This is a genomic window from Micromonospora inositola, assembly GCF_900090285.1.
In the GTDB taxonomy this organism is placed as follows: Bacteria; Actinomycetota; Actinomycetes; order Mycobacteriales; family Micromonosporaceae; genus Micromonospora; species Micromonospora inositola.
On the sequence record NZ_LT607754.1, the window covers coordinates 4,205,315 to 4,228,617 of the forward strand.

The following is a 23,303-nucleotide window of genomic DNA, read 5'->3' on the forward strand; positions in this document are numbered from 1 at the left end:
CAGCATGGCATCGGCCCCAAAACCCCAGGTCTGGTTCCTCACCGGCAGCCAGCACCTGTACGGACCTGACACCCTCAACCAGGTCGCCGACCAGTCCCAGCAGATCCAGCGAACCCTGGTGTCCTCGGGTCAACTCGGGGCCGAGATCGTCTGGAAGCCGGTGCTGACCGACTCGACCGCGATCCGCCACGTGATGCTCGATGCCAACGCGGACCCCGGCTGCGTGGGCGTCATCGCCTGGATGCACACGTTCTCACCGGCCAAGATGTGGATCAGTGGGCTGGACGTGTTGCGCAAACCGTTGCTGCACCTGCACACCCAGCTCAACGCGGCGCTGCCCTGGGCGTCCATCGACATGGACTTCATGAATCTCAACCAGGCCGCGCACGGCGACCGGGAGTTCGGCTACATCCAGACGCGACTCGGGGTGACCCGCAAGACCATTGTCGGTCACGCCTCCGATGCCGAGGTGGTCACCCGACTCGACGGCTGGATCCGCGCCGCGCTCGGCGTGGACCACCTGCGCGGGCTTCGCCTGGCACGCTTCGGCGACAACATGCGCGACGTCGCGGTGACCGAAGGGGACAAAATCGAGGCCGAGCTCCGGTTCGGCGTCTCGGTCAACACCTACGGCGTCAATGACCTGGCCGGCGCGGTCGACGGCGCCGCCGCTGACGAGATCGACGCGCTCGTCGTCGAGTACGCCGACGCGTACCGCCTCGCACCGGAACTGGCCCGGGGTGGCGAGCGCCACGAGTCCCTGCGGTACGCCGCGCGCATCGAGGTCGGCCTGCGCGACTTCCTTACCGCAGGCGGCTTCGGCGCGTTCACCACGAACTTCCAGGACCTCGGCGACCTGCGGCAGCTGCCCGGTCTGGCGGTGCAACGGCTGATGGCCGACGGCTACGGCTTTGGCGGCGAGGGGGACTGGAAGACCTCCGCTCTCCTCGCCGCGGTCAAGGCCATGGGTGCTGGCAGCGGGCGGGGCACCTCCTTCATGGAGGACTACACCTACCACCTGGGGCCGGGCGAGCCGAAGATCCTCGGAGCTCACATGCTGGAGGTCTGCCCGAGCATCGCCGCGGACCAGCCGTCCTGCGAGATCCACCCGCTGAGCATCGGCGACCGGGAGGACCCGGTACGGCTGGTGTTCGACGCCGCACCGGGCGCCGGCGTGGTGATCGGCATGACGGACCTCGGCGACCGGTTCCGGCTGGTCGCCAACACGGTCGAGGTGACACCGCCGGATGAGCCGCTGCCCAACCTGCCGGTCGCTCGCGCGGTGTGGAAGCCCGCCCCGTCGCTGTCCACCTCCGCCGAGGCGTGGCTCATGGCCGGCGGACCGCACCACACCGTGCTGACCCAGGCGGTTGGCGCGGAAACGTTGCGGGACTTCGCCGACATGGTGAACACCGAATTCCTGCTCATCGACCACCGCACCACCCCGTCCGACCTGGGTGACCGGCTGCGCTGGAACCAGGCCTACTACCGGCTGATGCACAGCCGCTAGACCCGGCGTTACCCCATTCCCCGTTTTAGAGGAGACCTCATGCTCATCACCCGGCTTGGGTCGGCGGCGGCAGCCATCGTGCTCGCCACAGCCCTGACCGCCTGCGGCTCCAGCACCAAGACCGTCGACCAGCAGGCGCAGTCCGGCAACACCGCCGGCGCGCTGGTCGGCGTCACCATGCCCACCAAGTCGTCGGAGCGGTGGATCAGCGACGGCGAAAACGTCAAGAAGCAGCTGGAGGCGCTCGGCTACAAGGTCGACCTGCAGTACGCCGAGAACGACATCCCGACCCAGGTCAACCAGCTCGAGAACCAGATCACCAAGGGCGCCAAGCTGCTCATCATCGCGTCCATCGACGGCACCGCGCTGACCACGCAGCTGCAGCAGGCGAAGGACAAGAACATCTCGGTCATCGCGTACGACCGGCTCATCCGCAAGAGCCCGAACGTCGACTACTACGCGACGTTCGACAACTTCAAGGTCGGTGTGCAGCAGGCGACCTCGCTGCTGGTGGGCCTCAAGCTGCTCAAGCCGGACGGCTCGCCCGGTGAGGCGAAGGGGCCGTTCAACATCGAGCTGTTCGCTGGCTCGCCGGACGACAACAACGCCACGTTCTTCTTCAACGGTGCGATGAGCGTACTGCAGCCGCACATCGACAAGGGCGCGCTTGTGGTGAAGAGCGGCCAGAAGGACTTCAAGACCGTCGCCATCCTGCGCTGGGACCCGGCCACCGCGCAGAAGCGCATGGAGGACCTGCTGACCTCGACGTACACGGGCGGCGCCACGGTCGACGGGGTGCTGTCGCCGTACGACGGGCTGTCGATCGGCATCCTGTCGGCCCTCAAGAGCAACGGTTACGGCACCGCCGGCCAGCCGTACCCGGTCGTCACTGGCCAGGACGCGGAGCTGGCGTCGGTGAAGTCCATCATCGCGGGTGAGCAGTACTCGACGATCTACAAGGACACCCGCGAGCTCGCCAAGGTGACGGTGCAGATGGCCGACGCCGTGCTCAAGGGGAGCAAACCGCAGGTGAACAACGACAAGGACTACGACAACGGGGTCAAGGTGGTGCCGTCGTACCTGCTGCAGCCCGTCATCGTAGACAAGAGCAACTACAAGCAGGCGCTCGTCGACACCGGTTACTACACCGGCGCGCAGCTGGGCTGACCCGGGGTGACTCCCGCCGCGCCCACAAGGCGGCGCGGCGGGAGTCTTCAGCCCCGTAGGACACGTGCCGGCGAAGGGAGTGCGGCGATGAGCGATCACATCCTGCAGATGCAGGGCATCACCAAGACGTTTCCCGGGGTCATGGCGCTTCAGGACGTCAACCTGTCCGTGCGCCGGGGGGAGGTCCACGCGATCTGTGGCGAGAACGGCGCGGGTAAGTCGACGCTGATGAAGGTGCTGTCCGGGGTGTACCCGCACGGCACGTACCAGGGCGAGATCTACTTCGACGGCGAGCCGTGCCGGTTCTCCGGCATCCGCGATAGCGAGCACCGCGGGATCGTCATCATTCATCAGGAGCTCGCGCTGTGCCCCCAGCTGTCGATCGCGGAGAACATCTTCCTCGGCAACGAGCGGGCCCATCGGGGCCTGATCGACTGGAACAGGACCAACCACGAGGCGGCACAGCTGCTGGCGCGGGTGGGCCTGGCCGAAAATCCGGTAACCCCGGTGATCGATCTCGGGGTGGGAAAGCAGCAGCTGGTGGAGATCGCCAAGGCGCTCTCCAAGGAGGTGAAGCTGCTGATCCTCGACGAGCCGACCGCGGCGTTGAACGACGAGGACTCGGCGCACCTGCTGGATCTACTGCGCGGGCTGCGTGACGCGGGGATCACCTGCGTGATCATCTCGCACAAACTCAACGAGGTCCTCGCGATCGCGGACGCCATCACCATCCTCCGCGACGGGCGCACCATCGAGACCCTCGACATGGCCACCGACGAGGTGACCGAGGACCGGATCATCTCCGGGATGGTGGGCCGGGACCTGAGCCACCGCTTCCCGCCACACACGCCGAAGATCGGCGAGGAGCTGCTGCGCGTCGAGGACTGGACCGTGCACAGCCCGACCCGGCACGGCCGGGTCGTGGTGTCCGGCGCCAACCTGGTGCTGCGCCGCGGGGAGATCGTCGGGCTGGCCGGGCTGATGGGCGCCGGGCGGACGGAGCTGGCGATGAGCGTGTTCGGCCGCTCGTACGGCACGAACATCACCGGGCGGGTCGTCAAGGACGGCAGGGACATCCACCTGAAGTCCGTGCGCGACGCCATCCGGCACGGCATCGCGTACGTCACCGAGGACCGGAAACGGTACGGCCTCAACCTGATCGAGGACGTCAAGCGCAATGTCTCCGCCGCGGCGCTCGGCAAACTGGCGACGCGCGGATGGGTCAACGACAACGAGGAGTACCGGGTCGCCGACGAGTACCGGGCCAGCATGAACATCAAGGCCCCCAGCGTGCTCAGCGTCACCGGCAAACTCAGCGGCGGAAACCAGCAGAAGGTCGTCCTGTCAAAGTGGATGTTCACCGACGCGGACGTGTTGATCCTGGACGAGCCGACCCGGGGCATCGACGTCGGGGCCAAGTACGAGATTTACACGATCATCAACCGGCTCGCCGACGAGGGTAGGGCCGTGCTCGTGATCTCCTCCGAGCTGCCCGAGCTGCTGGGGCTGTGCGACCGAATCTACACGTTGTCCGCCGGCCGGATTACGGGCGAGGTGCCCCGCGAGCATGCCACGCAGGAGCGGCTCATGCATTACATGACCAAGAGACAGTAAACGGGAGACCAGCATGACCAGCGTCGCACCCACCAACGCCGACCTTGCGATGGCCGACACCACGCTGGCCCAGCCGGGGCAACCGGCCGGCCGCGCGCCACGCCGCTTCACCGTCAACCTGCGTCAGTCCGGCATCTACGTCGCGTTCGCGCTGATCGTGTTGCTGTTCACCGTGCTGACCGACGGCGCGATGCTGCAGCCGCAGAACATCAGCAACATCATCGTTCAGAACTCCTACATCCTGATCCTCGCCATCGGCATGATCTTGATCATCATCGCCGGACACATCGACCTGTCGGTCGGTTCCGTGGTCGCGGTCACCGGCGCGATCACCGCCGTCCTCACCGTCAACATGGGCGCACCGTGGCCGCTCGCCATGGTCATCACCCTCATCGCAGGCGCTCTCATCGGTGCCTGGCAGGGCTACTGGATCGCCTACTTCGGGATTCCGGCGTTCATCGTCACCCTCGCCGGCATGCTGCTGTTCCGCGCGCTCACCCTGACCGTGCTCGGTAACCAGGGCATCGGCCCGTTCCCCGAGGAGATCCGCACCCTGTCCAACGGCTTCACCCAGGGCTACCTCGGCAACGTCGGCCTCGGACCGCTCGGCGGTGCGGACCTGTTCAGCCTGCTCGTCGGCATCACGGCCGTGGCCGGAATAGCCATCACCCAGTGGCGCACCCGCGCCGCCCGGCTGGGCTACCACCAGGCGGTCGATCCGCTGCCGACTTTCCTCGCCAAGATCGCGCTCGCTGCGTTCCTCGTCCTCGGGATCGTTGTGCAGCTCGCCCGATTCCGCAACCTGCCCTGGGTCCTCGTGCTGCTCGCCGCCCTGGTGCTCGGCTACAGCCTGCTGATGAACCGGGCCGTGTTCGGCCGGCAGATCTACGCCGTCGGCGGAAACCTGCAAGCCGCCGTCCTGTCCGGCGTCAAGGTCAAGTCCAACGTCTTCTGGATCTTTGTGAACATGGGGGTACTGTCCGCCCTCGCCGGCATCATCTTCGCCGGCCGCCTCAACCAGGCCGGCCCGACCGCCGGCAACCAGTTCGAGCTCGATGCCATCGCAGCAGCCTTCATCGGCGGCGCCGCCGTCCAGGGCGGCGTCGGCAAGGTCGTCGGCGCGATCACCGGGGGCCTCATCATGGGCGTCATCAACAACGGCATGTCCCTGATCGGGGCTCCCAGTGAGCAGGTGATGCTGGTCAAGGGCCTGGTACTCCTCGCCGCCGTCGCGTTCGACGTGTGGACCAAGCGGCGGGCCGGCGCCGCACGTTAGCCGCGCCCATCGAGCGTGGCGTCGGTTTCCAGCGCCCCCGGGGCTCATGAAGAGGGGAGAGGCGGTCGGGCCCCCCACCCCGCCACTGACGGTTCCACCCACTGGCTGGCTCCCGCGCCGCGTCAGTAATTCGCCAGTAACGGTCCAGCCGTAGCCTGCCCGACCAGGCCAGCTCCGCGCTTCCCGATCGCCCATCCGACGGCTTCCCAGGAAACGGAGTCACCGGCTATCCCCGTATCGGCAATTGAGGAGCTAGATAGATGCATTTGCCCCGTTCACCCCTGCGGCGAGCAGCCACCGCCTGGGCAGCGGTTGCCGTCACCGTCGTCGGCGGACTCGCCGCGCCGGCCGCGACCGCCGCGCCCCGGCACCATGCGGCCGTCGACCCGGGTCTCGCCGCCGCCGTTGCCGCCGGTCAGGAGGCGACCTTCTTCGTCGTCCTGGACAGCCGTCCCGACCTGTCCGGTGCCACTCGCCAGCGCGGCAAGGCGCGGAAGGTCGCCGCGTACCAGGCGCTGCGCGCCGAGGCCACCCGGGACCAGGGCTCGCTGACCCGCTACCTGGACCAGGCGAAGATCGGCTACGAGTCGTACTGGATCGCGAACGCCGTGAAGGTCACCGGCGGCCGGGACCTGGTCGAGCGGCTGACCGCCCGTCCCGATGTCGCCGCCCTGCGGCAGGAGCAGCACTACGCCATCGATACCGCCGCGATGGGCCCCGTCACCACGGCCGAGGCCGTCCCGGAGTGGGGCGTCAAGGACATCGGGGCCGACCAGGTCTGGTCCCAGTACGCCGACCGCGGCGAGGGCGTCGTTGTCGCCAGCATCGACTCGGGCGTGGAGTTCAACCACCCGGCCCTGGCGGACAACTACCGGGGCAACCTCGGCGACGGCACCTACAACCACGACTACAACTGGTACGACGCGTCCGGCCAGTGCCCCGACAGCGGCACCCCCTGCGACAACAACGGCCACGGCACCCACACCATGGGCACCATCGCGGGCGCGGGCGGCATCGGCGTCGCACCCGGCGCGAAGTGGATCGCCGCCAAGGGCTGCGAGGCCAGCTCCTGCTCGGACACCTCGCTGCTGAAGGCCGGCCAGTGGATCCTCGCGCCGACCGACCACAACGGGCAGAACCCCCGGCCCGATCTCGCCCCGGACATCGTCAACAACTCCTGGGGCGGCGGGAACACCACCTTCTACCAGGACATGATCGAGGCCTGGAACGCGGCCGGCATCTTCGAGGCGTTCGCCGCCGGCAACGCCGGCAACGGAATTTCCTGTTCGACCACCGAGGCGCCGGGTGCCCAGGCTCCGACGTACGGGGTCGGCGCGTACGACGCGACCGGAGCCATCGCGTCCTTCTCCGGCTTCGGCCCCTCCCTCGTCGACGGTTCCATGAAGCCGAACATCGCCGCGCCCGGCGTCAACGTCCGCTCCGCCTGGCCGGGCAGCCGCTACCGGGCGATCTCCGGTACGTCCATGGCGACCCCGCATGTCGCCGGTGCCGTCGCCCTGCTCTGGTCCGCGGCCCCCTCCCTCGTCGGCGACATCGACGCCACCCGGGCCGTTTTGAACGACTCCGCGCGGGATGTCGACGACACCCACTGCGGCGGCACCGCCGACGCCAACAACGTCTGGGGTGAGGGCAAGCTCGACGCCTTCGCCGCCGTCGACCGGGCCCCGCACACCGCGGCCACCATCACCGGTACCGTCACCGACCGGGTCACCGGCGCCGGCCTGGCCGGAATCACCATCACCGCAACGGGCCAGGGCGGCCAGCGCACCGTGACCACGGATGCCTCGGGCGCCTACCGGCTGGTCCTGGCGGCCGGCGCGTACACCGTCACCAGCGTCAGCTACGGCTACCGCATGGTCACGGAGGACCTCACCGTCACCGACGGCCAGGCCCTCTCCCACGACATCGCGCTGGACGCCGTTCCCCGGCACGCCGTGACCGGCACGGTGTACGACGTGACGGGCAAGCCGCTCCCCGGTGCCAGCGTCCGGATCGTCGAGGCACCGCTCGCCCCGGTCGTGTCGGACGCCGCCGGCGCCGTCCGTTTCCCGGTCGTCGCCGAAGGATCCTTCACCCTGGTGGCGACGCCGGCCGCGCCGGTGCTGTGCAACGGCACCTACCAGACGACCCTGACCGTGGACGGCGATGAGAGCCTGACGGTCCGACTGCCCGCCCACAGCGACGCCTTCGGCAACAGCTGCCTGCCCGCCACGTACTCCTGGGTCAGCGGCGCCACCAAGGTCGCCCTCTCCGGCGACGAGAACGCCAAGACCGTCGCCCTGCCATTCCCGGTGAGCTTCTACGGCGTCCCGTACAACCAGGTGAACATCACGACCAACGGCCTGGTGAACTTCCTCTCCCCGCGGCTCGGCGACTACGTCAACACCACCTTGCCGGCGGCGTCGCAGCCGAACGGCATCCTCGCTGCCTACTGGGACGACCTCGTCCTCGACAAGAAGTCGGCCGTGAAGACCGCTGTCACCGGCACGGCCGGACAGCGGAAGTTCGTGATCGTCTGGGAGAACGCGACCTTCGCCGCCGATTCGAGCCGGCGAGTGACGTTCGAGGCGGTCTTCGAAGAGGCGACCGGGGAGATCGTCCTGCAGTACCAGTCCATCGACGGCGCCTCGGCGCTGGAGAAGGGCGGATCAGCGACCGTCGGCATCGAGAGCCAGGCCGGCGTCGACGCCGTGCAGTACTCCTTCAACGAACCGGTCCTCACCGACCACAGCGCCCTCCGTATCACCCTCAAGGCGGCATAATGAAGAACCGACCCCGAGGCGCCCTGCGCCTCGCCTCCGCCCTGCTCGCGCCCGGGCTCGCGCTCGCCGCGCTCCCCGCGATCACCAACCCGGCGTACGCCGAGGACGGGTCGCAGGCGCGGGTCCTGACCGATGCCCAAGCCGCTGAACTCGAGAGTCGGTTCACGGCGGCCCCCTCTGCCCAGAAGGCGGCCGCGCCGAGCGACACCGCCGAACCGCCGGCCGAGCAGCCGCAGGACGCGGCACCGGTCACCCTCACCGAGGCGTCCGCGCTGGAGACGTACCGGGGGAACGCCGAAACCGCCCCACTCGGCGGCGGCAAGGGCGACTTCCTCGCCGTGCACAGTCTCGGCCTGATCACCCGTCTCACGACGGGCGGCCAGGCGGTGTGGAAGCGCGACAGCGACTCCCTCTACGCCGACTGGCACGTCAAGCCGCTGCGGCCGTGGCAGAAGGAGCCGTACCCTGCCCGTATCGCCGTCGGCTACGAGGTCAACAGTCCGTACGCGGACCTGGCCGACCGGGGCTTCGCGCAGGGCGACCTGACCGGCGACGGGGTGGCTGACGTCGCCTTCACCGCGAAGGTGGGCGCCAGCCCGTATCGCCCGTTCACCTCCCCGGGCTCGCCCCTGACGACGGGTAGCTTCGTCACCGTCCTCGACGGGAAGACCGGGGCGACCCTGTGGTCGCAGATCTTCCCCGACGCCCAGCAGGTCGTCCTCGCCGGCAAGACCCTGCTCGTCGCCGATCAGCCGTCCAACAACTTCGGCGCCGACGAGACGTTGACGACGAAGCTGTACGGCTTCCACTTCACGTTCGGGGACGGGCGACTGACCCCGGCGGCGACCTGGTCGTACGACACCGGCCAGCGCGACGGCCGGTGGGCCTCGGTCACCACGCTCTCCGACACCGCGGCAGCCCTCTCCTGGTACGTGCGGAAGACCGACACCGACCCGGCCGCGAGCCAGACAATCGTGATCGACACGGCGAACGGCGCGCCGCGTTGGCAGACCGCCGGCACAATGTACGGGCGGGAGGCGGTCGTCGACCCGTCCCGGAACCGGCTCGTCGCCGTCGAGCAGTCCGACTACACCGACGGGGTGCGGTACCAGCTGGTCGGCTACGACCTGGCCAAGGGCACCCGGACCGTGCTCGACGAGCGGGTCAACGCGGTCGCTACCGAGTTGGCGGTCGGCGAGCTGAAGGGCGGCGGCGGCGTCGAGTACGCGGTCGCCGAAGCCACCTTCGACGACGACTTGGACATCAACGCGGCGACGGTGCGCGGCCTGCGCGGTGACGGCGGGACGGAACTCTGGTCGTACACGGTGAAGCGGGACGAGTCGAACGTGCGGGACGGTGACAGCGTCCTCGGCCTGCGGATCGCGAACGGCAAGGCCATCGCCTCGTACGTGACAACCGCGGACAAGGAGCACGCGGTCAACTCGGGGGGCCGCCGCTACGGCACGATCACCGTGCTCAGCGGCACGGACGGTTCGGTGCGGTGGTCGCAGAAGGGCGTGGTCGCCTCCCCGATCTACGCCGAGCCGTACCAGGCCGGCGACGACTGGCTGGTACGCACCATCGACAACGCCCAGAACATCCACCTCTACCGGCTGGACAACGGCACGTCGGCGGGGCTCGTACCGCTCCTTGCCGACCTGTCGACCGGCATCGCGGTCGATGTGAACGGAGACGGCCGAAAGGACGTGGTGGCCGGCGGCCAGTCCCGCGGCCTGTGGGCGTTCGACGGTCCGTCGCTGGCCGCGGGCAAGCCACGGGTGCTGTGGCAGGCCACCCTGCCCGGCGCCGTGTACGGCGACATCGTGCTGGGTGACACGGACGGTGACGGACGCCGCGACGACCTGGTGGTGGCCGCCGAGACCGCCGCGGTGATCATCGACGCCACCACCGGTCGGGTCAGCGCGACCATCGACCAGCCGGGGCAGTTCGTCCGCTCGGTGACCGTGGCCGATCTGAACGGCGACGGCGCTGACGACGTGCTCGTGCCGACCGACGCCGTCCGCGCCTACCGGGGTAGTGGCCGCCAACTGTGGTCCTACGCTCCCCAGGGCACGGGGCCGGTTGCCGTCTCGGACCTGGCGGTGGCCGACGGCCGGGTGCTCGGCTCGTACCAGACGGCCTACCAGCGCGAGCCCGCCACGGTCGGGGAGCTGGCTCTGGACGCCCGGACCGGTACGGTCGCCTGGACCGCCAGCCCGGTGTGGACGGGTAGCGACCCGAAGATCTACGGTGCGCAGCTCTTCCACGGCGTGTACGCCTCGCCCGCGATCCCGTACGCGGACGGGCATGCGGCAGTGGCCACCTGGATGGTGCGCGATGAGAACGGCTGGTGGCGGGAGTTCTTCGAGTTCCGCGACGTCCGCACGGGCGGGGTGGTGAAGAGCGCGATCGGTGGTGGAACCTTCACACTCGGCAACTGGTTCACCGGCGACGAGGGCCTGATCCTCACCGGAACGGCCTCGCTGCAAACCTTCGGCACGGACGGCAACGACTACCTGATCTACACGCTGCCGACCATCCACCGAGCCGGTTTCGCGACCGGTCCCGGTGGGCGCCGGCTGCTCGTCGGTGGGACGGAAGGCGCGTTCTACATCTGGGACTCCGGCGTACTCAAGGGCGGTCACTACCCGGATCACGAGGCCCGACTGCAGCGGTACGCGACCCAGAACGTACTGATCGCGGACCTCACCGGTGACGGCGTGGACGAGATCGTCGGCCTGCACAACGAAAACCTCGGGCAGGACCGGATGGCCGAACTGTCCGGCTACCGGTACGACATGGGGGTCGACAACCGGATTCACGGAATGGTGACGGGCGTCGTGACCAATTCCTGACTTGACACCGCTGATGGGGGCTCCCGCTATGGTGGGAGCCCTCATCAGCGTAGGGAGATCCAGGTGCTGCGGCTGCACCTCCTCGGCGGGTTCCGGGTCCACCGGAACGACGGGCCACCGCTCGCGGAGCGGTGGCCGCGGCCGAGCGCCCGGACGCTGCTCAAGCTGCTCGCAGTCGCCCCGGACCATCGCCTCCATCGCGAGGAGGCGATGGAGATCTGCTGGCCGGACGCCGATCCCCAGGCAGCGCTGCGCAGCCTGCGGGTGGCGCTGCACGCCGCCCGCCGGGCCGTCGAACCGGAACTCGCGCCCCGGGCCACCTCGTCCTACCTGATCGGCGAGGGGGCGCTGCTGCGGTTGGCTCCGCACACCGTATGGATCGACGCCGACGAAGCCGAACGGCTCGCGGAGGCAGCGCTCACGCACGGCGGCCGAGCAGAACTGATGGCCGCGCTCGACGCGTTCACCGGCGAGCTTCTCCCCGAGGACCGGTACGCGCCGTGGTCTCACACCCGCCGGGAACGACTGGCCGCGCTGCGGGAAAGGACCCTCCTCGCCCTGGCCGCCGCACATCTTGCGGCCGGCGCCATCGAGGAAGCGGTGGAGACCGCCGAGCAGGTCCTGGCGGCCTCACCCGCCGAGGAGGACGCCCACCGCATCCTGATCGAGGCGTTCCTCCGGCAGGGGCTCCGACGCCGGGCCGTACACCAGTACCACCTGTGCCGGGAGGCGCTGGACGCGGAGATCGGGGTTCGGCCGGGCGCCGAGACGGAAGCGCTGTACCGCCGAGCCCTCGCCGCGCCGACCTCGGCCGCCCGGTCGGGACAGCCGGCGCTGCCGGCGGCGGTGCGGCTACCACCCGCCCTGCCGCTGCGGGGTCGCGATGACGTGCTGGCCGAGCTGCTGGAAGTCGACACCCCGCCGGTCCTCCTCGTCACCGGCGAGGCCGGCCTCGGCAAGACGCGCCTCGTTGCCGAGGCGGCCCGCCGTGCTGCCGAGAAGGGGGCGGCCGTGCTGTGGGGCGCCGGCCACGACGCGGAAGGGCGCCGGCCGTACGGCCCGTTCGCGGAGGCGGTTGAGGGCTGGCTGGCAGACCGCTCCCTCGAGGAGCGCGCCAGCATGGGCGCGGAGTATCCGGAACTGGCCGGGCTCCTGCCGTTGGGGAGGGTGGAGCCGAGGTCGTGGCGAAGCCCCGAGGAGGAGCGGGACCGCCTGTTCCAGGCAGCGGCCGCGCTGTTCCAGGAGCTGGCGGCGACTCGGCCGGTGTTGCTGGTTCTGGACGACCTTCATGCCGCCGACGCAGGCTCGTTCCAGCTCCTCAGCTATCTCGCGCGGCGGGCACGGGAGAACGGTATGGGTTGGCGGTTTCTCGCCACGCTGCGCCCCGAGGAGCTGCCGGACTCCGATCCGCGGCGGCACGCGCTGGACATGCTGGTGCGTCAGTCGCTCGCCCGGGCCGTCCAACCGCCCCGCCTGCCCCGGGAGGCGTGTCTCGAGCTCGCGGCCGACGCGCTGGGCTCCCCGGCCGCTGAAGTCCCCGAACGGGTGTGGGAGCTGTCCCTGGGCAATCCGCTCTTCGCACTCGAACTGGCGCGTGCGCTCCGGGACGGGGTCGTGGGCGTTCCGGGAGCACCCGAGGGAATCCGGCAGGTGGTCGCCCAGCGGCTCGGACGACTCGACCCGACAGCCCGCCGCGTGGTGGACGTGGTCGCGGTGGCGGGTCAGGACGCGGCACTCGCCGAGGTCCTGGACGTCGCCCGGCGCTGCGGGCAGCCACAGCTGTCGGCGGCCGAGGCGACGGAGGCCGTGGAGGCCGCTGTCGCCGCCTCGGTGCTGGAGGAGCGGCCGGTGGCCGTCGAGGGCCGTCAGGTGGCCGGGCTTGCCTTCCGCCATCCCCTGATCCGGATGACCTGCTACCAGATGCTGTCGGCGGCCCGGCGGCGGCTCCTGCACTCGGCGTACGCGGAGGCGGTGCTCCGGCGCCGGCCGGATGCCGTGGACACGCTCGCCGTCCAGTTGACGGGCGCTGACGACCCGCGCGCCACCGGGTATCTGCGGCGGGCAGCGGAACGGGCGGCGGCGCATCACGCGAACGACACCGCAGACCGCTACTACACGGAGCTCACCGACCGGCTCGACGCGCTCGTCGCCGAATCGGCGCGCGCACGGATGGACCACAGCGCCGTGCTGCGCCGGATGGGCCGGTTCGAGGATGCGGCCCGGCTGCTCCGCGAGGCTCTGGCGGAGATGGAGCGCCACGGCGACCGGGACGGACGGGTGCTCGCCGCAGCCCGACTCGCCGAACTCATGGCGAAAACGCGGAGCACGGACGAGGGCCTCCGGCTGCTCGATGCCACTGCGCCCGCTCCCGACACGCCGGCGGCGACGACGAGCGCCCATCATCTCGCCAGGGCTGTGCTCTGTTTCGTCGCCGGCCGGTACGAGCAGGGAGCGGCGGCCGCGCGGGCGGCGGAAACCGCAGCGCGGGCGGTGGCCGGCCCGGAGCGGCGGGGACTGCTCGCCCGGGCGCTGGCGATGCGTGCGACGTCCCTGGGCTTGGCCGGTCGTTTCGGGGAGACGGGCCTGGTCGCGCAACGCGCACTACCGCACGCGAAGGCGTACGGAGATCCGCAGCTACTCGCCCTGGTCCTTTCGGTGCTGCGGGAAACCGCTCTTCGGGCCGGGCGGTTACGGGAGGCCATCGAAACGGGGCGGCGGGCGTTGGACCTTGCCGAGCGGGCCGGCGATCCGACGGCAACGGTCTTCGAGCGGGCGAACCTGGCCAAGCTCCATCTGCTGATGGAGGAGACGGCCGAGGCCCGGGACCTGGCGGAGACCGCGGTGCGGGAGACGGGGCCGGGCGTCGGCTGGTGCGTGCCGTACGCCCTGGCAGCCCTCACCAGGGTGCGGATCCGGATGGGAATGCCGGGTGCGGGCATGCTCCTGGACGAGGCCGAGCGCGTGGCACGCGCGCAGGGGGACTTTCAGGCCCAGGACGAGGTGCGGTCGGTGCGAGCCGAGTTGGCGTTGCAGGAGGGGCGCCCGGAGGACGCGTTGGCGCTCCTCGCAGACCGACAGCCGAGGTGGGCGCACCTGATGGCCCGCGCGTGGTTGGCATGCGGGCACGTTCAGGAGGCCGTCGAGGTGGCGGCGGCAGAGGTGGGGCGCGCGGAGCGGGCCGGGGAGCGGCTTGCGGAGACGGACGCGCGGACGGTGCATGCCGCCGCCTTGGCGGCGCTGGGCCGCGAGCGGGATGCGGCGGACGCTTTTCGACGGGCGGCCGCCTTGGCAGAAGCCCTTCCCTACCCGGCGGGCTCTCGCCGGCTGGCGTTGGTACGCCGCTGAGGGCGGATGACCGAGAGCTCGGGGTCAGGGACGGAGCGTCAGCCGCTCAAGACCAGGCAGCCGGCACGGGTCGATATGGTCAACGGGCCAGCCCAGCGATGAGGTTGACACCACCCGCCACGATCACCACGCCGAATACGTACGACAGGATGGCATGGGAGAGCACGGTGCCCCGGATCCGAGGGTCGCTGATGGCCGTGTCGGAGACTTGGTAAGTCATGCCGATCGTGAAAGAGACGTAGGCCAGGTCGCGGTAGGTAGGCCCCCCTGGCACGGACTCGCCGCCGAAACCGATGCCCCCGGCCGTCGACCCGAAATGCAGGTCGGCGTAGCGCAGTGTGAAGACCGTGTGGACAATGGTCCACGACAGCAGGACGGTCAGCGTTGCGACGCCGATGAGCAGTATCCGCATTGAGCCGCTCTGCCGGCCGGCAAGGCTGAGGGTGAAGCCGACCCCCAGCAGGCTGGTGACGCCTGCCCCTACCAGCAGCACGGCGGCGGTTCCCCGCGTCTCGTCCTCACGTCTGGCGAGCAGCGCGGTATGCGAGCCGTCTGCTCGGACAATGATCGGCCAGACCGTGATGAGGAAGGTGAGCGCAGCGGTGTCCCAGCCCCCAACCGCGGCCAACTCCCAGGCCATGAAGGGCAGGAGCGCGAGAGCGACGATCAGCCCGATGGAGGCGACGATGACGGCTCGCCGCAGGGCGGGGGCGTGCCAGCCCAACGAGCGGTGATACAACGTCTTCGTGGGGATACCTTTCATCGTCCGAGTGTCTCCGACCGCATCGCATGGTGCGCTCATGGCCCGCGCAGCGAACCCCGTGGTTATCTGGATGGTCCACTGAGGGATCTAGTAATCGTTGTGCCTCTGCGCCCGTCGAGCCGTGCGACCCGACTGCACGGTCCGCTCGACAGCAGCTGCCCGAGGGCGGATCGTGCCGACGGCCACGCTGTGCGCGAAGATCGGTGGGGGCGGCCCAGGACCTCATACGCCAGCCCGCTAACCGGGTGGTGACGGCTGCTCGGAGGGGCGTCTTCGAGCGCGGACCGCGTCGGCTACGGCGACGCCGGCGAGGATGAGGGCGGCGGTGGTGGCTACCGCGAGCGGCGGCACCAGCGTCATCGCGGGGGTGAGGGCGATGAGGGCGAGTGCGCCGATCACGCGGGAGCGGGACACGCGGCCGAACACCGCGTACTCGAAGATGGCCCGTCCGGCGAGGAACAGGGCGGGTCCGGCGAGGATGACGGCGATCCAGGCCGGGTTCGGGTGTCCGAGCGGGTGCGTGATGACGAGTTCGTCGCCGACGGCGATGGTGACGATGCCGGCGGCCATGATCACGTGGGCGTAGACCGTCGCGATAGCAACGCGGTTCAGGTTGGTGGTCGCTGTGATGGCGTCGGCCAGCAGTGCTCCGGCGCGGTGGATGTAGATGCGCCACAGCAGTGCCGTGGTGGCGAACGCCACCAGGGCCGCGGCGCTGCGGTCAGCTCCGAACTCGCCTTCGCCGAATGTCAGTCCGGTCACCAGGATCGGCTCGCCGAGCGCGACGATGAAGAACTGCTGGAACCGCTCGGCCACGTGCTCTGGGGAGGCCACGATCTCGAATCGACGCGCGCCGCCGCGGCCCAGCCTCGGCGTGGGGAAGCCGAGTGCGATCCCCGCGTACTCCACGCCCGCCGCCGTCAGCCACAGCGCTCCACGCACCCAGCCGGTTAGGAGCGCACCCGCGATCCATGCCGGCGAAGCCACGCCGACCCAGAACAGTATTCGCACCGCGCTGGGCCGCACCTCGTGGCCACGCAAAAAGTAGATGGCGATAGCGAGGCCACCAAGCCGGAGGGCGAGGTACGCCCCTATGAAGGCCAGGCCCCGCCGACCGAACGCCTCAGGCGCCGCAGCCGCCATCACGAGGGTGCCGAAAATGATCGGCATGGTGAACAGCTGTACCAGCGGATGCTGCGGGTCGAACAGGTCCGTAAACCTCGCCGTAGAGACCCAGACATGCATCATGGCGAACAGCAACACCAGTGTCTGGAACGCGCCAGTCCAGCTCAGATGCTCCAGCAGGTGCTGCGAGAGCCGGACGAAGGCGAGGACGAACACCAGGTCGGAGAAGAGTTCCAGGAATGCCGCCCGCGGCTGCTCGGGTCTTCGCAGCAGTACGCGCAACCTACCCGTCGTCATCAACCGCCCATTTCTGCCGTTTCTGTCCGCCTTAACCGTAGTCGTACCATGCGTTGGGCCTTGAACGTTGCCGACACAGAAGCCGCGCACAGCGACTACTGCCCGGGGGCAGCCCTTCCTGCCCACCGGCCAGCGGGGCTCCGACGAGGCCGCCCAGCTCGGCGGCGAGCAGCACGCTGACCAGCACGGTCAGTGGGTTGAGCTGGACCGTGTGGGACATGATGACCGGTTGCAGCAGGTGGTTCTCGACCTGCTGGTAGATCACGAAGAAGACCAGCACGATCACCCGGCGGTGGGGGAGTGCAGGAAGCCGGCGCCGCCCGCGGCGATGGCGCCGAGGGTCGCCCCCACCAGGGGGATCAGGTGGGCGATGGCGACCAGCAGGGCGATCACGGCGGCGAACGGCACGCCGGTGAGCGCGAGCGATGGACCGGCCGTCGGCGTCGCTCACCGGGCGCAGTTACCCGCTGCGAAGCGGACGAAACGCTGACCGACAACCCCCTCGACGGCACACTCATCGGTGCCGACGCCGGATCACGAAAAGTGAGAGCCGGATGTCCGGCGTCAGCATCTCCACTACGGATCAGTTTCGGGATGGTGGGGGAGGGGCCTCCGGCTGGGCAGTCTGGTGAGGGATGGCGGCGGCGGATACGGCGGTGTGACTCAGTGACAGGCGCGCAGTTGGCGGCCGGCACTGAGGACGGTGCCGTCGGGACGGACGACCGCCACGCGCGCCCCACCTGTCCTCAGCCATTGGTATAGCTCGCTGCCGGGTTCCGCGGTGATGAGAAGTGCTCCACGCCGTTCGATGTCGGCTCGTTGGGTGGGGGACGGCTCGTGAGATGTGACGATCGCAAATCGGCCGGCGGCCACGTCGTCGAATCGGCGATCGCCGTCGACGGTCGCGTTCGGGCACAGCCGGCCCGCGAGGGTGCGGCGCAGGCGTGGCCGGATCACCAGGTCGGACCGGTGCAGCGGGGGTGTCTGGCTGTCGGTGGCCAGGTCCGTGAGGCCGGGCACGAGGTGCAGCCGCGGCGCCACCGCCCGGCGGATGAGGTTGCCCACCTCGCCGCCGGCCGTCATCGCGGTGCCGATGAACTTCGCCAGCTTGATCATGGCGCGGGCGTGGTGCCTGCGTTCGATCTCGTAGGTGTCGAGCACGGTCTCGGGCAGGGTCCCGTCGAGCACGCCGGCGAGTTTCCAGGCGAGGTTCATCCCGTCGCGCAGCCCGGCACACATGCCCTGACCGATGAACGGTGGGGTGAGGTGGGCGGCGTCGCCGAGCAGGAACACCCGCCGGTCGCGCCAGCGGTCGGCGACCTGCGCGCGGAAGGTGTACTCCGCCGCACGGATGATCTCCAGCTCCCCGACGGGGATGTTCCCGGTCCACCGCGCGATCAACGGATGCAGCTGGGCTATGTCGCGGAAGTCGTCCGCGGTTTCACCCGGCGTCAGCTGGAACTCCCACCGGTAGCGGGTCTTCCCGATCCGCATGTACGTGCCGGCGCGGGCGGGGTCGGAGAGCTGGTGCACCCCTTCCCACTGGCCGAGGTCGGCCTCGGTGACCACATCGATGACGAGCCAGCGTTGCGTGAATCCCAGGTCTTGCATGCTGGCGCCGATCGAGGCCCTGGCCAGGCTGTTGGCGCCGTCGCACCCCAGGACGTACGCCGCGCGGACGACATCGTGCTCGCCCGTGGCCGTGTCGGTGAAGTCGATCCGCACCCCGCCGGCCTCCTGGGTCAGCGCGGTGACCTCGGTGTTGCCGCGAAGGGTGACGGTGTCGTACTGCTTGAGATTCTGGCGGAGAATCGCCTCCAGTTCCGGCTGGTCGAACATGCTCCCCTGGGGGTAGCCGTGCCGGCCCGGCTCGACATCGCGCTGGAACTCGGCGAGCACCCGCATGTTTCGGTCGAGGAGCCGCAGGCCCCGGTGGGGTCTGGAGATGGCGGCGAACTCGTCCCGCAGCCCGAGGCGCGCCAGGATGCGGTGGACCTCGTCGTCGAGGGCGACGGCCCGGGGCTGGGGGTAGACCGAATCCCACCGCTCGAGAATCAGGCACTCGACGCCGTACTGGGCGAGCAGCGTCGCGGCGGTGAGCCCGGTGGGGCCGGCGCCGACGATCACCACGGGAACCACTGTCATTGTGCCGCCAGCAGCTGAAGAACGAGGTAGGTGGCGACCAGGAGCCCGCAGACGACGGCCAGGGCGTACTTCCGCGGGCCGTCTCCCTTACGCAGGTGCACGACAATGGCCCCGGCGAGCAGGAGCAGCAGTCCGGCACCGGCGAGGGCGCCGATCAACGGCTGGAACAGGCCGACGAGCAGTCCGATCACCGCGGCGACCTCGAGCAGGCCGATGCGGCGATAGGCGGCGACGGAGAAACCGGCCTCCGCGGCCAGCTCCCGCATCGGTTGCAAGGCCAGGATCTTGGCCGTGCCAAGGGCGAGGAAGACCAGCGCGAGCAGTACCGCGAGGATGGCCGCAGCAAGCGTCATGACACAACCACCAATCGCCATTCAATGGCATACCGGCCCAGGATCGCCTTGACGGCCTCCTCCTGGGCAGAGGGATGAATTTTCACAGTGGCCACGATGGAGCTGCCCTCGATCGCGGCCTCGATGTCCTTTACTCCAGGGATCTGGTCGAGCGCGGCACGGAGTTCCGCGCGGACGGCGTCCTTCCGCAGGGCGAGCTTGTAGAGCTTGCCCACGGCGGTGACGGGCAGTTCGTCGAGAATCGTCACGGTCTTGGGCGCGGCGGTGCGGTCGGGCACCTGGTCGCTCGCCCAGTCGCGCAGTTCGTCCTCCGTCACGATGGCGCCTGGCGCGAGGGTGACGTAGGCGACGGGTACCTCGCCGGCGTGGACGTCGGGGCGCCCGACCGCGCTGGCCGCGGTGACCTGCGGGTGGGCCAGCAGCGTGTCCTCGATGATCGCGGGGTCGATGTTGTGTCCGCCGCGGATGATGAGGTCCTTGGCCCGGCCGGCGAGGTAGACGAAGCCGTCCTCGTCGAGGCGCGCGAGGTCGCCGGTGTCCAGCCAGCCGTCGACCAGCTTGCCGAGCCCGTCCAGGACGTGGCCGTTCTCGTCCCGGCCGATGACGTAGCCGGGGAAGACCGTCGGGCCGCTGATGGCCAGCACGCCCGTCTCGCCGACGGGTCGGTCTTCCCACGTGCCGTCCGTGGCGACGACCCGCACCCGCTGGTAGGGCAGGCGCTGCCCGACCGAGCCCGGCCGCGATGCGTCGGGGAAGGTACGCGCGCTCGCGCAGGTCGCCTCGGTCAGCCCGTAGCCCTCGACCAGGGTTATCCCGGTGTGGGCCTGGAAGGTGTCCCGGACCGCGGCGGGCAGGGGCGAGGCCCCCACCATCGGAAACCGCAGGCTGCTGATGTCGGCGTCGATCGGGACCTGCGCCAGTACGGCGTACACGGTGGGCACCGCGCTCATGGCGGCGATCCGGTAGTGCTCGACGATCTTCCAGAACGCGCCGAAGAGCGCGGGGTCGCGGTAGCCGAGAGGACCGGCCCACACCACAGCCTGCCCCTTGAACAGCGGCGCGAGCAGGGTGACCACGAGTGCGTTGACGTGGAACAGCGGGAGGGCCGCAAAGACCACGGTCTCCTCGTCGAACAGGGAGCTGGCGGCCAGCATCCACGCGTCGGCGACCTCGTTGGCGTGCGTGTGCGCGGCCAGCTTCGGCGCGCCGGTCGTGCCGCCGGTGTGGAACATCGCGGCCAGGTCGGAGGTCCGGGGTAGGGCACCGTCGAAGGTGGCCGGATTCATGGGCGCCGCGAGTTCGCCGAGGTAGCCGACGCGTACACCGTCGAGGGCCGGCAGCGGCTGGGGCGCGTCCGCCGCCCCGGTGGGCCGGAGCACGAGGATCGCGTCGAGCAGGCCGTCCCGGGCGAGCGCCTGCGCGGTGTCCCACGTGTCCGGCGCGAGTTCGGGCCCGGCCGTGACCAGCACGCGGGCACGGGAGCGCCGGAGGAGCTCGGCGAGGTGCGGCCGGGACAGTCCGCCGCCCAGGGGCGCCGCGATCCCGGCGAGCTGCGCGGCCAGCGTCGCGGTGATCAGCTCGGCGCAGTTGGGTGACATCAGGGCGACCGCGTCACCCCGCCGCACCCCGAGGTCATGGAGCAGGTTCGCGTACCGGTGGACCTCGGCCAGGAGTTCGGCGAAGGTACGGCGCAGCGGCTCCCGCCAGCGGGGGGCGTCCGGCAGGACGGAGATCGCCGTACGGTCCGGCCACCGCGTGGCCGCTCTCGCGAGCAGCGCGTAGGTCGACTCGGGCAGGCCCCGCGCCGCCAGCGGCACGGCCTCGATCGTGGCCAGCTCGGCGGGGGTGGCGTAGTCCGGCCACAGCAGGGGCCCGGTCATTGGGCGTACCTCACGACCGTGCGCTGCCGGCCCAGGTCGATCGCGCCGTCATCGGTGGCGACGGTGGCCTCGACGACATCGCCGTCCTTCAGGTACCTGGGGTTCCGAGCCTGGCCCTTGAAGAACATCTTCCACTTCACCGCGGGCGGTAGCAGCGAGGCCACGAACGCGACCGGCTTCGGCGGGGCGCTCAGGGCCGTCCCGACCGGCGTCCCGGTCAGCAGCAGGTCACCGAGGTCGAGCCGCTGGAAGCGGGTCAGCGCCTGCAGCGCCTGGACCGGGCGGTAGATCATGTCGGCGACCGTCATGTCCTGCCGGAGCTCGCCGTTGACCCACAGCTTCAGCCGCAGGTCGGTGAACCGCTTGAGCTCGTCGGCGTCGAGCAGCACCAGCGCGGGGCCGACCGGCGTGAACGTCGGGTAGGACTTGGCCTCGTAGAACTGGGTCTTGGGCAGCTGGACGTCCCGTGCGGAGATGTCGTTGGTGACCACCAGGCCCGCGACGTAGTCGGCGAGGTTGTCCTCGGTGACGGTCGTGCCGACGGGCATCTCGCGGCCGAAGACCAGCCCGATCTCCACCTCGTAGTCAAGCAGCCGCACATGGGCGGGACGGACCACGTCGGCGAAGGGACCGCTGATCGAGCCCGACGTCTTGCGGAAGAAGGTCAGGGGGACGGTCTCGGGATTGCCGTTGGTGTCCGTGACGTGCGAGGCGAAGTTCGTCATCTGGGCGACGACGCGGCAGGGCGCCGTCACCGGGGAGAGCAGGGCAAGGTCGTCCACCGGAACGGTGTCGCTGCTCGTCGCGGCCGCGACGATCGCCGGCCGGTCGGCCAGCAGTTCGGCGGTGGCGGTGGCGCTGGTGTGCACCTTGGCGGCGCCGGTGGGGGTGAGCACCCACCAGGCGTCGGCGGTGCGCAGGACGGAGGTGGTCATGAGGTGAACGCTTTCATCAGGCCGCGGAGGCGGTGGAGGTCGAATTCGTTGTCCTCGCGCAGCGCGCTGATGACCGCGCGCAGCTCGCGAAGCGATTCCCGGCCGGGTCTCATGCCGAGAAAGTCCTTGGTGGCGGGCGGACCCCACTGGGCGAGCCCGGAGGCGCTCATCGGTGCCCAGCCCGGCTCGAGCGTGCAGTCGAACAGGTCGCCGTCGGTGAAGTGCTCGACCAGGAAGTCGTCCGGGTCGCGCCAGTAGTCGAAGATCTGGCTGCCCTGGATGTGCCGGCCGATCCCCCAGGACCGCTGGTAGCCCCGGTCGAGCAGGTGCTCCCCGCCGGCGGCCAGGGAGTCGAGGTCGGGGACCTGGTAGGCCGAGTGCACGTACCGGTTGGCCGGGCCGAGTGTCATGGCGAGCGTGTGGTGGTCGGTGGCCGTGCTGCCGCGGTCGCAGCGGATGAAGCTCATGACCGGGCCGCGCTCGCGCTGTCCCTGGTGGTAGAGGAAGTCGCTGACGATCAGGCCCAGGTGCTCGAGATACCAGTTGAGCGTCTCCAGGTATCGGGTCGTCTGCAGCACGACGTGACCGAGGCGCTGCACCTTGGCAGGCTCCCGCGGCGGCCGCTGGGTGGCGTTCGTCCGCGCCACGTCGTGTCCGACGTTGAAGGTCAGGGGTTGCTGCGTGGGCAGCGCGGGGAGTTCGTGCGTGTCCGCGACCACGCGTACCCGCGCCCCGCTCGGGTCGACCAGGTCCACCGTCACCCCGCCCAGGCTCTCCGGCAGGCTGGCCATGGTCCGCCCGGTCGCGTCCGCGAGCCGCAGCACGTCGTTCGGCTCGGCGGCCCTGAACGCGGGGCCGATGAACCGGGACCGGGGGCCCCGGCGGATGAGCACGCAGGGGGAACCGGGGTCGGTGCCCCGCAGGTGCAGCTCGTCCTGAGTACGCAGCGAGGTCGTGAAGCCGAAGGCCCGGGCGAAGACCTCGGCCCGCTCCAGATCGGGCTTCTGGAACTCCAGCCAGGCCAGGTCGTGCACCTTGACGACCGGGTTGCGCGCCCGCCCCGGGTGCTCGCCCCGCAAGGCACCCTGCTCGCTGTGCAGGCCGGTGTGCGGGTCGTGCCCATCGGTCATGTCCCGCTCCTTTCCAGGTGATGACGAAATCGTCACTTACGAGAGTAGCGTCAGTCAAGGCCGGATGACGATTCCGTCAACTCTGAAGCTCGCCAGGGTTAAAGTGGGTGCAGACCGACCTGGGA

General features: G+C 70.0%; 16 protein-coding genes. 7 read left to right on the forward strand and 9 right to left on the reverse strand.

All coding sequences use genetic code 11. The annotated features are described in order from the left end of the window. Nucleotides 1–4 precede the first annotated feature (4 nt). The 7 genes from araA to GA0070613_RS20145 all read left to right on the forward strand — a co-directional run bounded on the left by araA (nucleotide 5) and on the right by GA0070613_RS20145 (nucleotide 14,550). Nucleotides 5–1,510 (forward strand): L-arabinose isomerase, encoded by a 1,506-nt coding sequence (gene araA, locus GA0070613_RS20115; RefSeq protein ID WP_089013710.1) that lies wholly within the window; start codon nucleotides 5–7, stop codon nucleotides 1,508–1,510. Nucleotides 1,511–1,549: 39 nt separating this feature from the next. Next, on the forward strand, nucleotides 1,550–2,677 hold the full coding sequence (chvE, locus tag GA0070613_RS20120) for a multiple monosaccharide ABC transporter substrate-binding protein (RefSeq protein WP_089013711.1): 1,128 nt from the start codon (nucleotides 1,550–1,552) through the stop codon (nucleotides 2,675–2,677). A gap of 87 nt (nucleotides 2,678–2,764) precedes the next feature. Next, the gene (mmsA, locus tag GA0070613_RS20125; protein ID WP_089013712.1) at nucleotides 2,765–4,291 is read left to right on the forward strand and encodes a multiple monosaccharide ABC transporter ATP-binding protein; all 1,527 of its coding nucleotides are present in this window, start codon (nucleotides 2,765–2,767) and stop codon (nucleotides 4,289–4,291) included. A 13-nt stretch (nucleotides 4,292–4,304) separates the two neighbouring features. Next, on the forward strand, nucleotides 4,305–5,567 hold the full coding sequence (mmsB, locus tag GA0070613_RS20130; RefSeq protein WP_172875856.1) for a multiple monosaccharide ABC transporter permease: 1,263 nt from the start codon (nucleotides 4,305–4,307) through the stop codon (nucleotides 5,565–5,567). A gap of 260 nt (nucleotides 5,568–5,827) precedes the next feature. After that, complete coding sequence (locus tag GA0070613_RS20135; RefSeq protein WP_089013713.1) at nucleotides 5,828–8,350, forward strand: S8 family serine peptidase; 2,523 nt, start codon at nucleotides 5,828–5,830, stop codon at nucleotides 8,348–8,350. Then, a complete protein-coding gene (locus GA0070613_RS20140) occupies nucleotides 8,350–11,205 on the forward strand; it encodes a PQQ-binding-like beta-propeller repeat protein (RefSeq protein WP_089013714.1) in 2,856 nt (951 codons plus the stop codon). Before GA0070613_RS20135 ends, GA0070613_RS20140 begins: the two co-directional genes overlap by 1 nt. A 63-nt stretch (nucleotides 11,206–11,268) precedes the next feature. Next, nucleotides 11,269–14,550, forward strand: a complete 3,282-nt coding sequence (locus GA0070613_RS20145; protein WP_089013715.1) for an ATP-binding protein — start codon at nucleotides 11,269–11,271, stop codon at nucleotides 14,548–14,550. A 79-nt stretch (nucleotides 14,551–14,629) separates the two neighbouring features. Here GA0070613_RS20145 and GA0070613_RS20150 read toward each other — a convergent pair whose 3' ends face one another. The 9 genes from GA0070613_RS20150 to GA0070613_RS20185 form a co-directional block, all read right to left on the reverse strand. Beyond that, entirely contained in the window at nucleotides 14,630–15,313 is a 684-nt protein-coding gene (locus GA0070613_RS20150) for a DUF1345 domain-containing protein (RefSeq protein WP_157746403.1), read from the reverse strand. Nucleotides 15,314–15,550: 237 nt separating this feature from the next. After that, nucleotides 15,551–16,720, reverse strand: a complete 1,170-nt coding sequence (locus tag GA0070613_RS20155) for a low temperature requirement protein A (RefSeq protein WP_231929297.1) — start codon at nucleotides 16,718–16,720, stop codon at nucleotides 15,551–15,553. Between the two features lie 46 nt (nucleotides 16,721–16,766). Then, on the reverse strand, nucleotides 16,767–17,021 hold the full coding sequence (locus GA0070613_RS20160; RefSeq protein WP_231929298.1) for an AI-2E family transporter: 255 nt from the start codon (nucleotides 17,019–17,021) through the stop codon (nucleotides 16,767–16,769). Further along, nucleotides 17,018–17,143: a hypothetical protein gene (locus GA0070613_RS34010; RefSeq protein WP_269459002.1), complete on the reverse strand. Its 126-nt coding sequence runs from the start codon at nucleotides 17,141–17,143 to the stop codon at nucleotides 17,018–17,020. The genes GA0070613_RS20160 and GA0070613_RS34010 overlap by 4 nt, the downstream gene beginning before the upstream one ends. Before the next feature lie 255 nt (nucleotides 17,144–17,398). Next, complete coding sequence (gene mhpA / locus GA0070613_RS20165) at nucleotides 17,399–18,880, reverse strand: bifunctional 3-(3-hydroxy-phenyl)propionate/3-hydroxycinnamic acid hydroxylase MhpA (protein WP_089013718.1); 1,482 nt, start codon at nucleotides 18,878–18,880, stop codon at nucleotides 17,399–17,401. Then, nucleotides 18,877–19,233 carry a DoxX family protein gene (locus tag GA0070613_RS20170; RefSeq protein WP_089013719.1) on the reverse strand — a complete coding sequence of 119 codons (357 nt, stop codon included), beginning with the start codon at nucleotides 19,231–19,233 and terminating at the stop codon, nucleotides 18,877–18,879. Before GA0070613_RS20170 ends, mhpA begins: the two co-directional genes overlap by 4 nt. Next, nucleotides 19,230–21,113 (reverse strand): acyl-CoA synthetase, encoded by a 1,884-nt coding sequence (locus GA0070613_RS20175; RefSeq protein ID WP_089013720.1) that lies wholly within the window; start codon nucleotides 21,111–21,113, stop codon nucleotides 19,230–19,232. The genes GA0070613_RS20170 and GA0070613_RS20175 overlap by 4 nt, the downstream gene beginning before the upstream one ends. Then, nucleotides 21,110–22,048, reverse strand: a complete 939-nt coding sequence (locus tag GA0070613_RS20180) for a fumarylacetoacetate hydrolase family protein (protein WP_089013721.1) — start codon at nucleotides 22,046–22,048, stop codon at nucleotides 21,110–21,112. Before GA0070613_RS20180 ends, GA0070613_RS20175 begins: the two co-directional genes overlap by 4 nt. After that, nucleotides 22,045–23,178, reverse strand: coding sequence for a VOC family protein (locus tag GA0070613_RS20185; RefSeq protein WP_089013722.1), 1,134 nt, complete (start codon nucleotides 23,176–23,178; stop codon nucleotides 22,045–22,047). Before GA0070613_RS20185 ends, GA0070613_RS20180 begins: the two co-directional genes overlap by 4 nt. Between the last annotated feature and the right edge of the window lie 125 nt (nucleotides 23,179–23,303).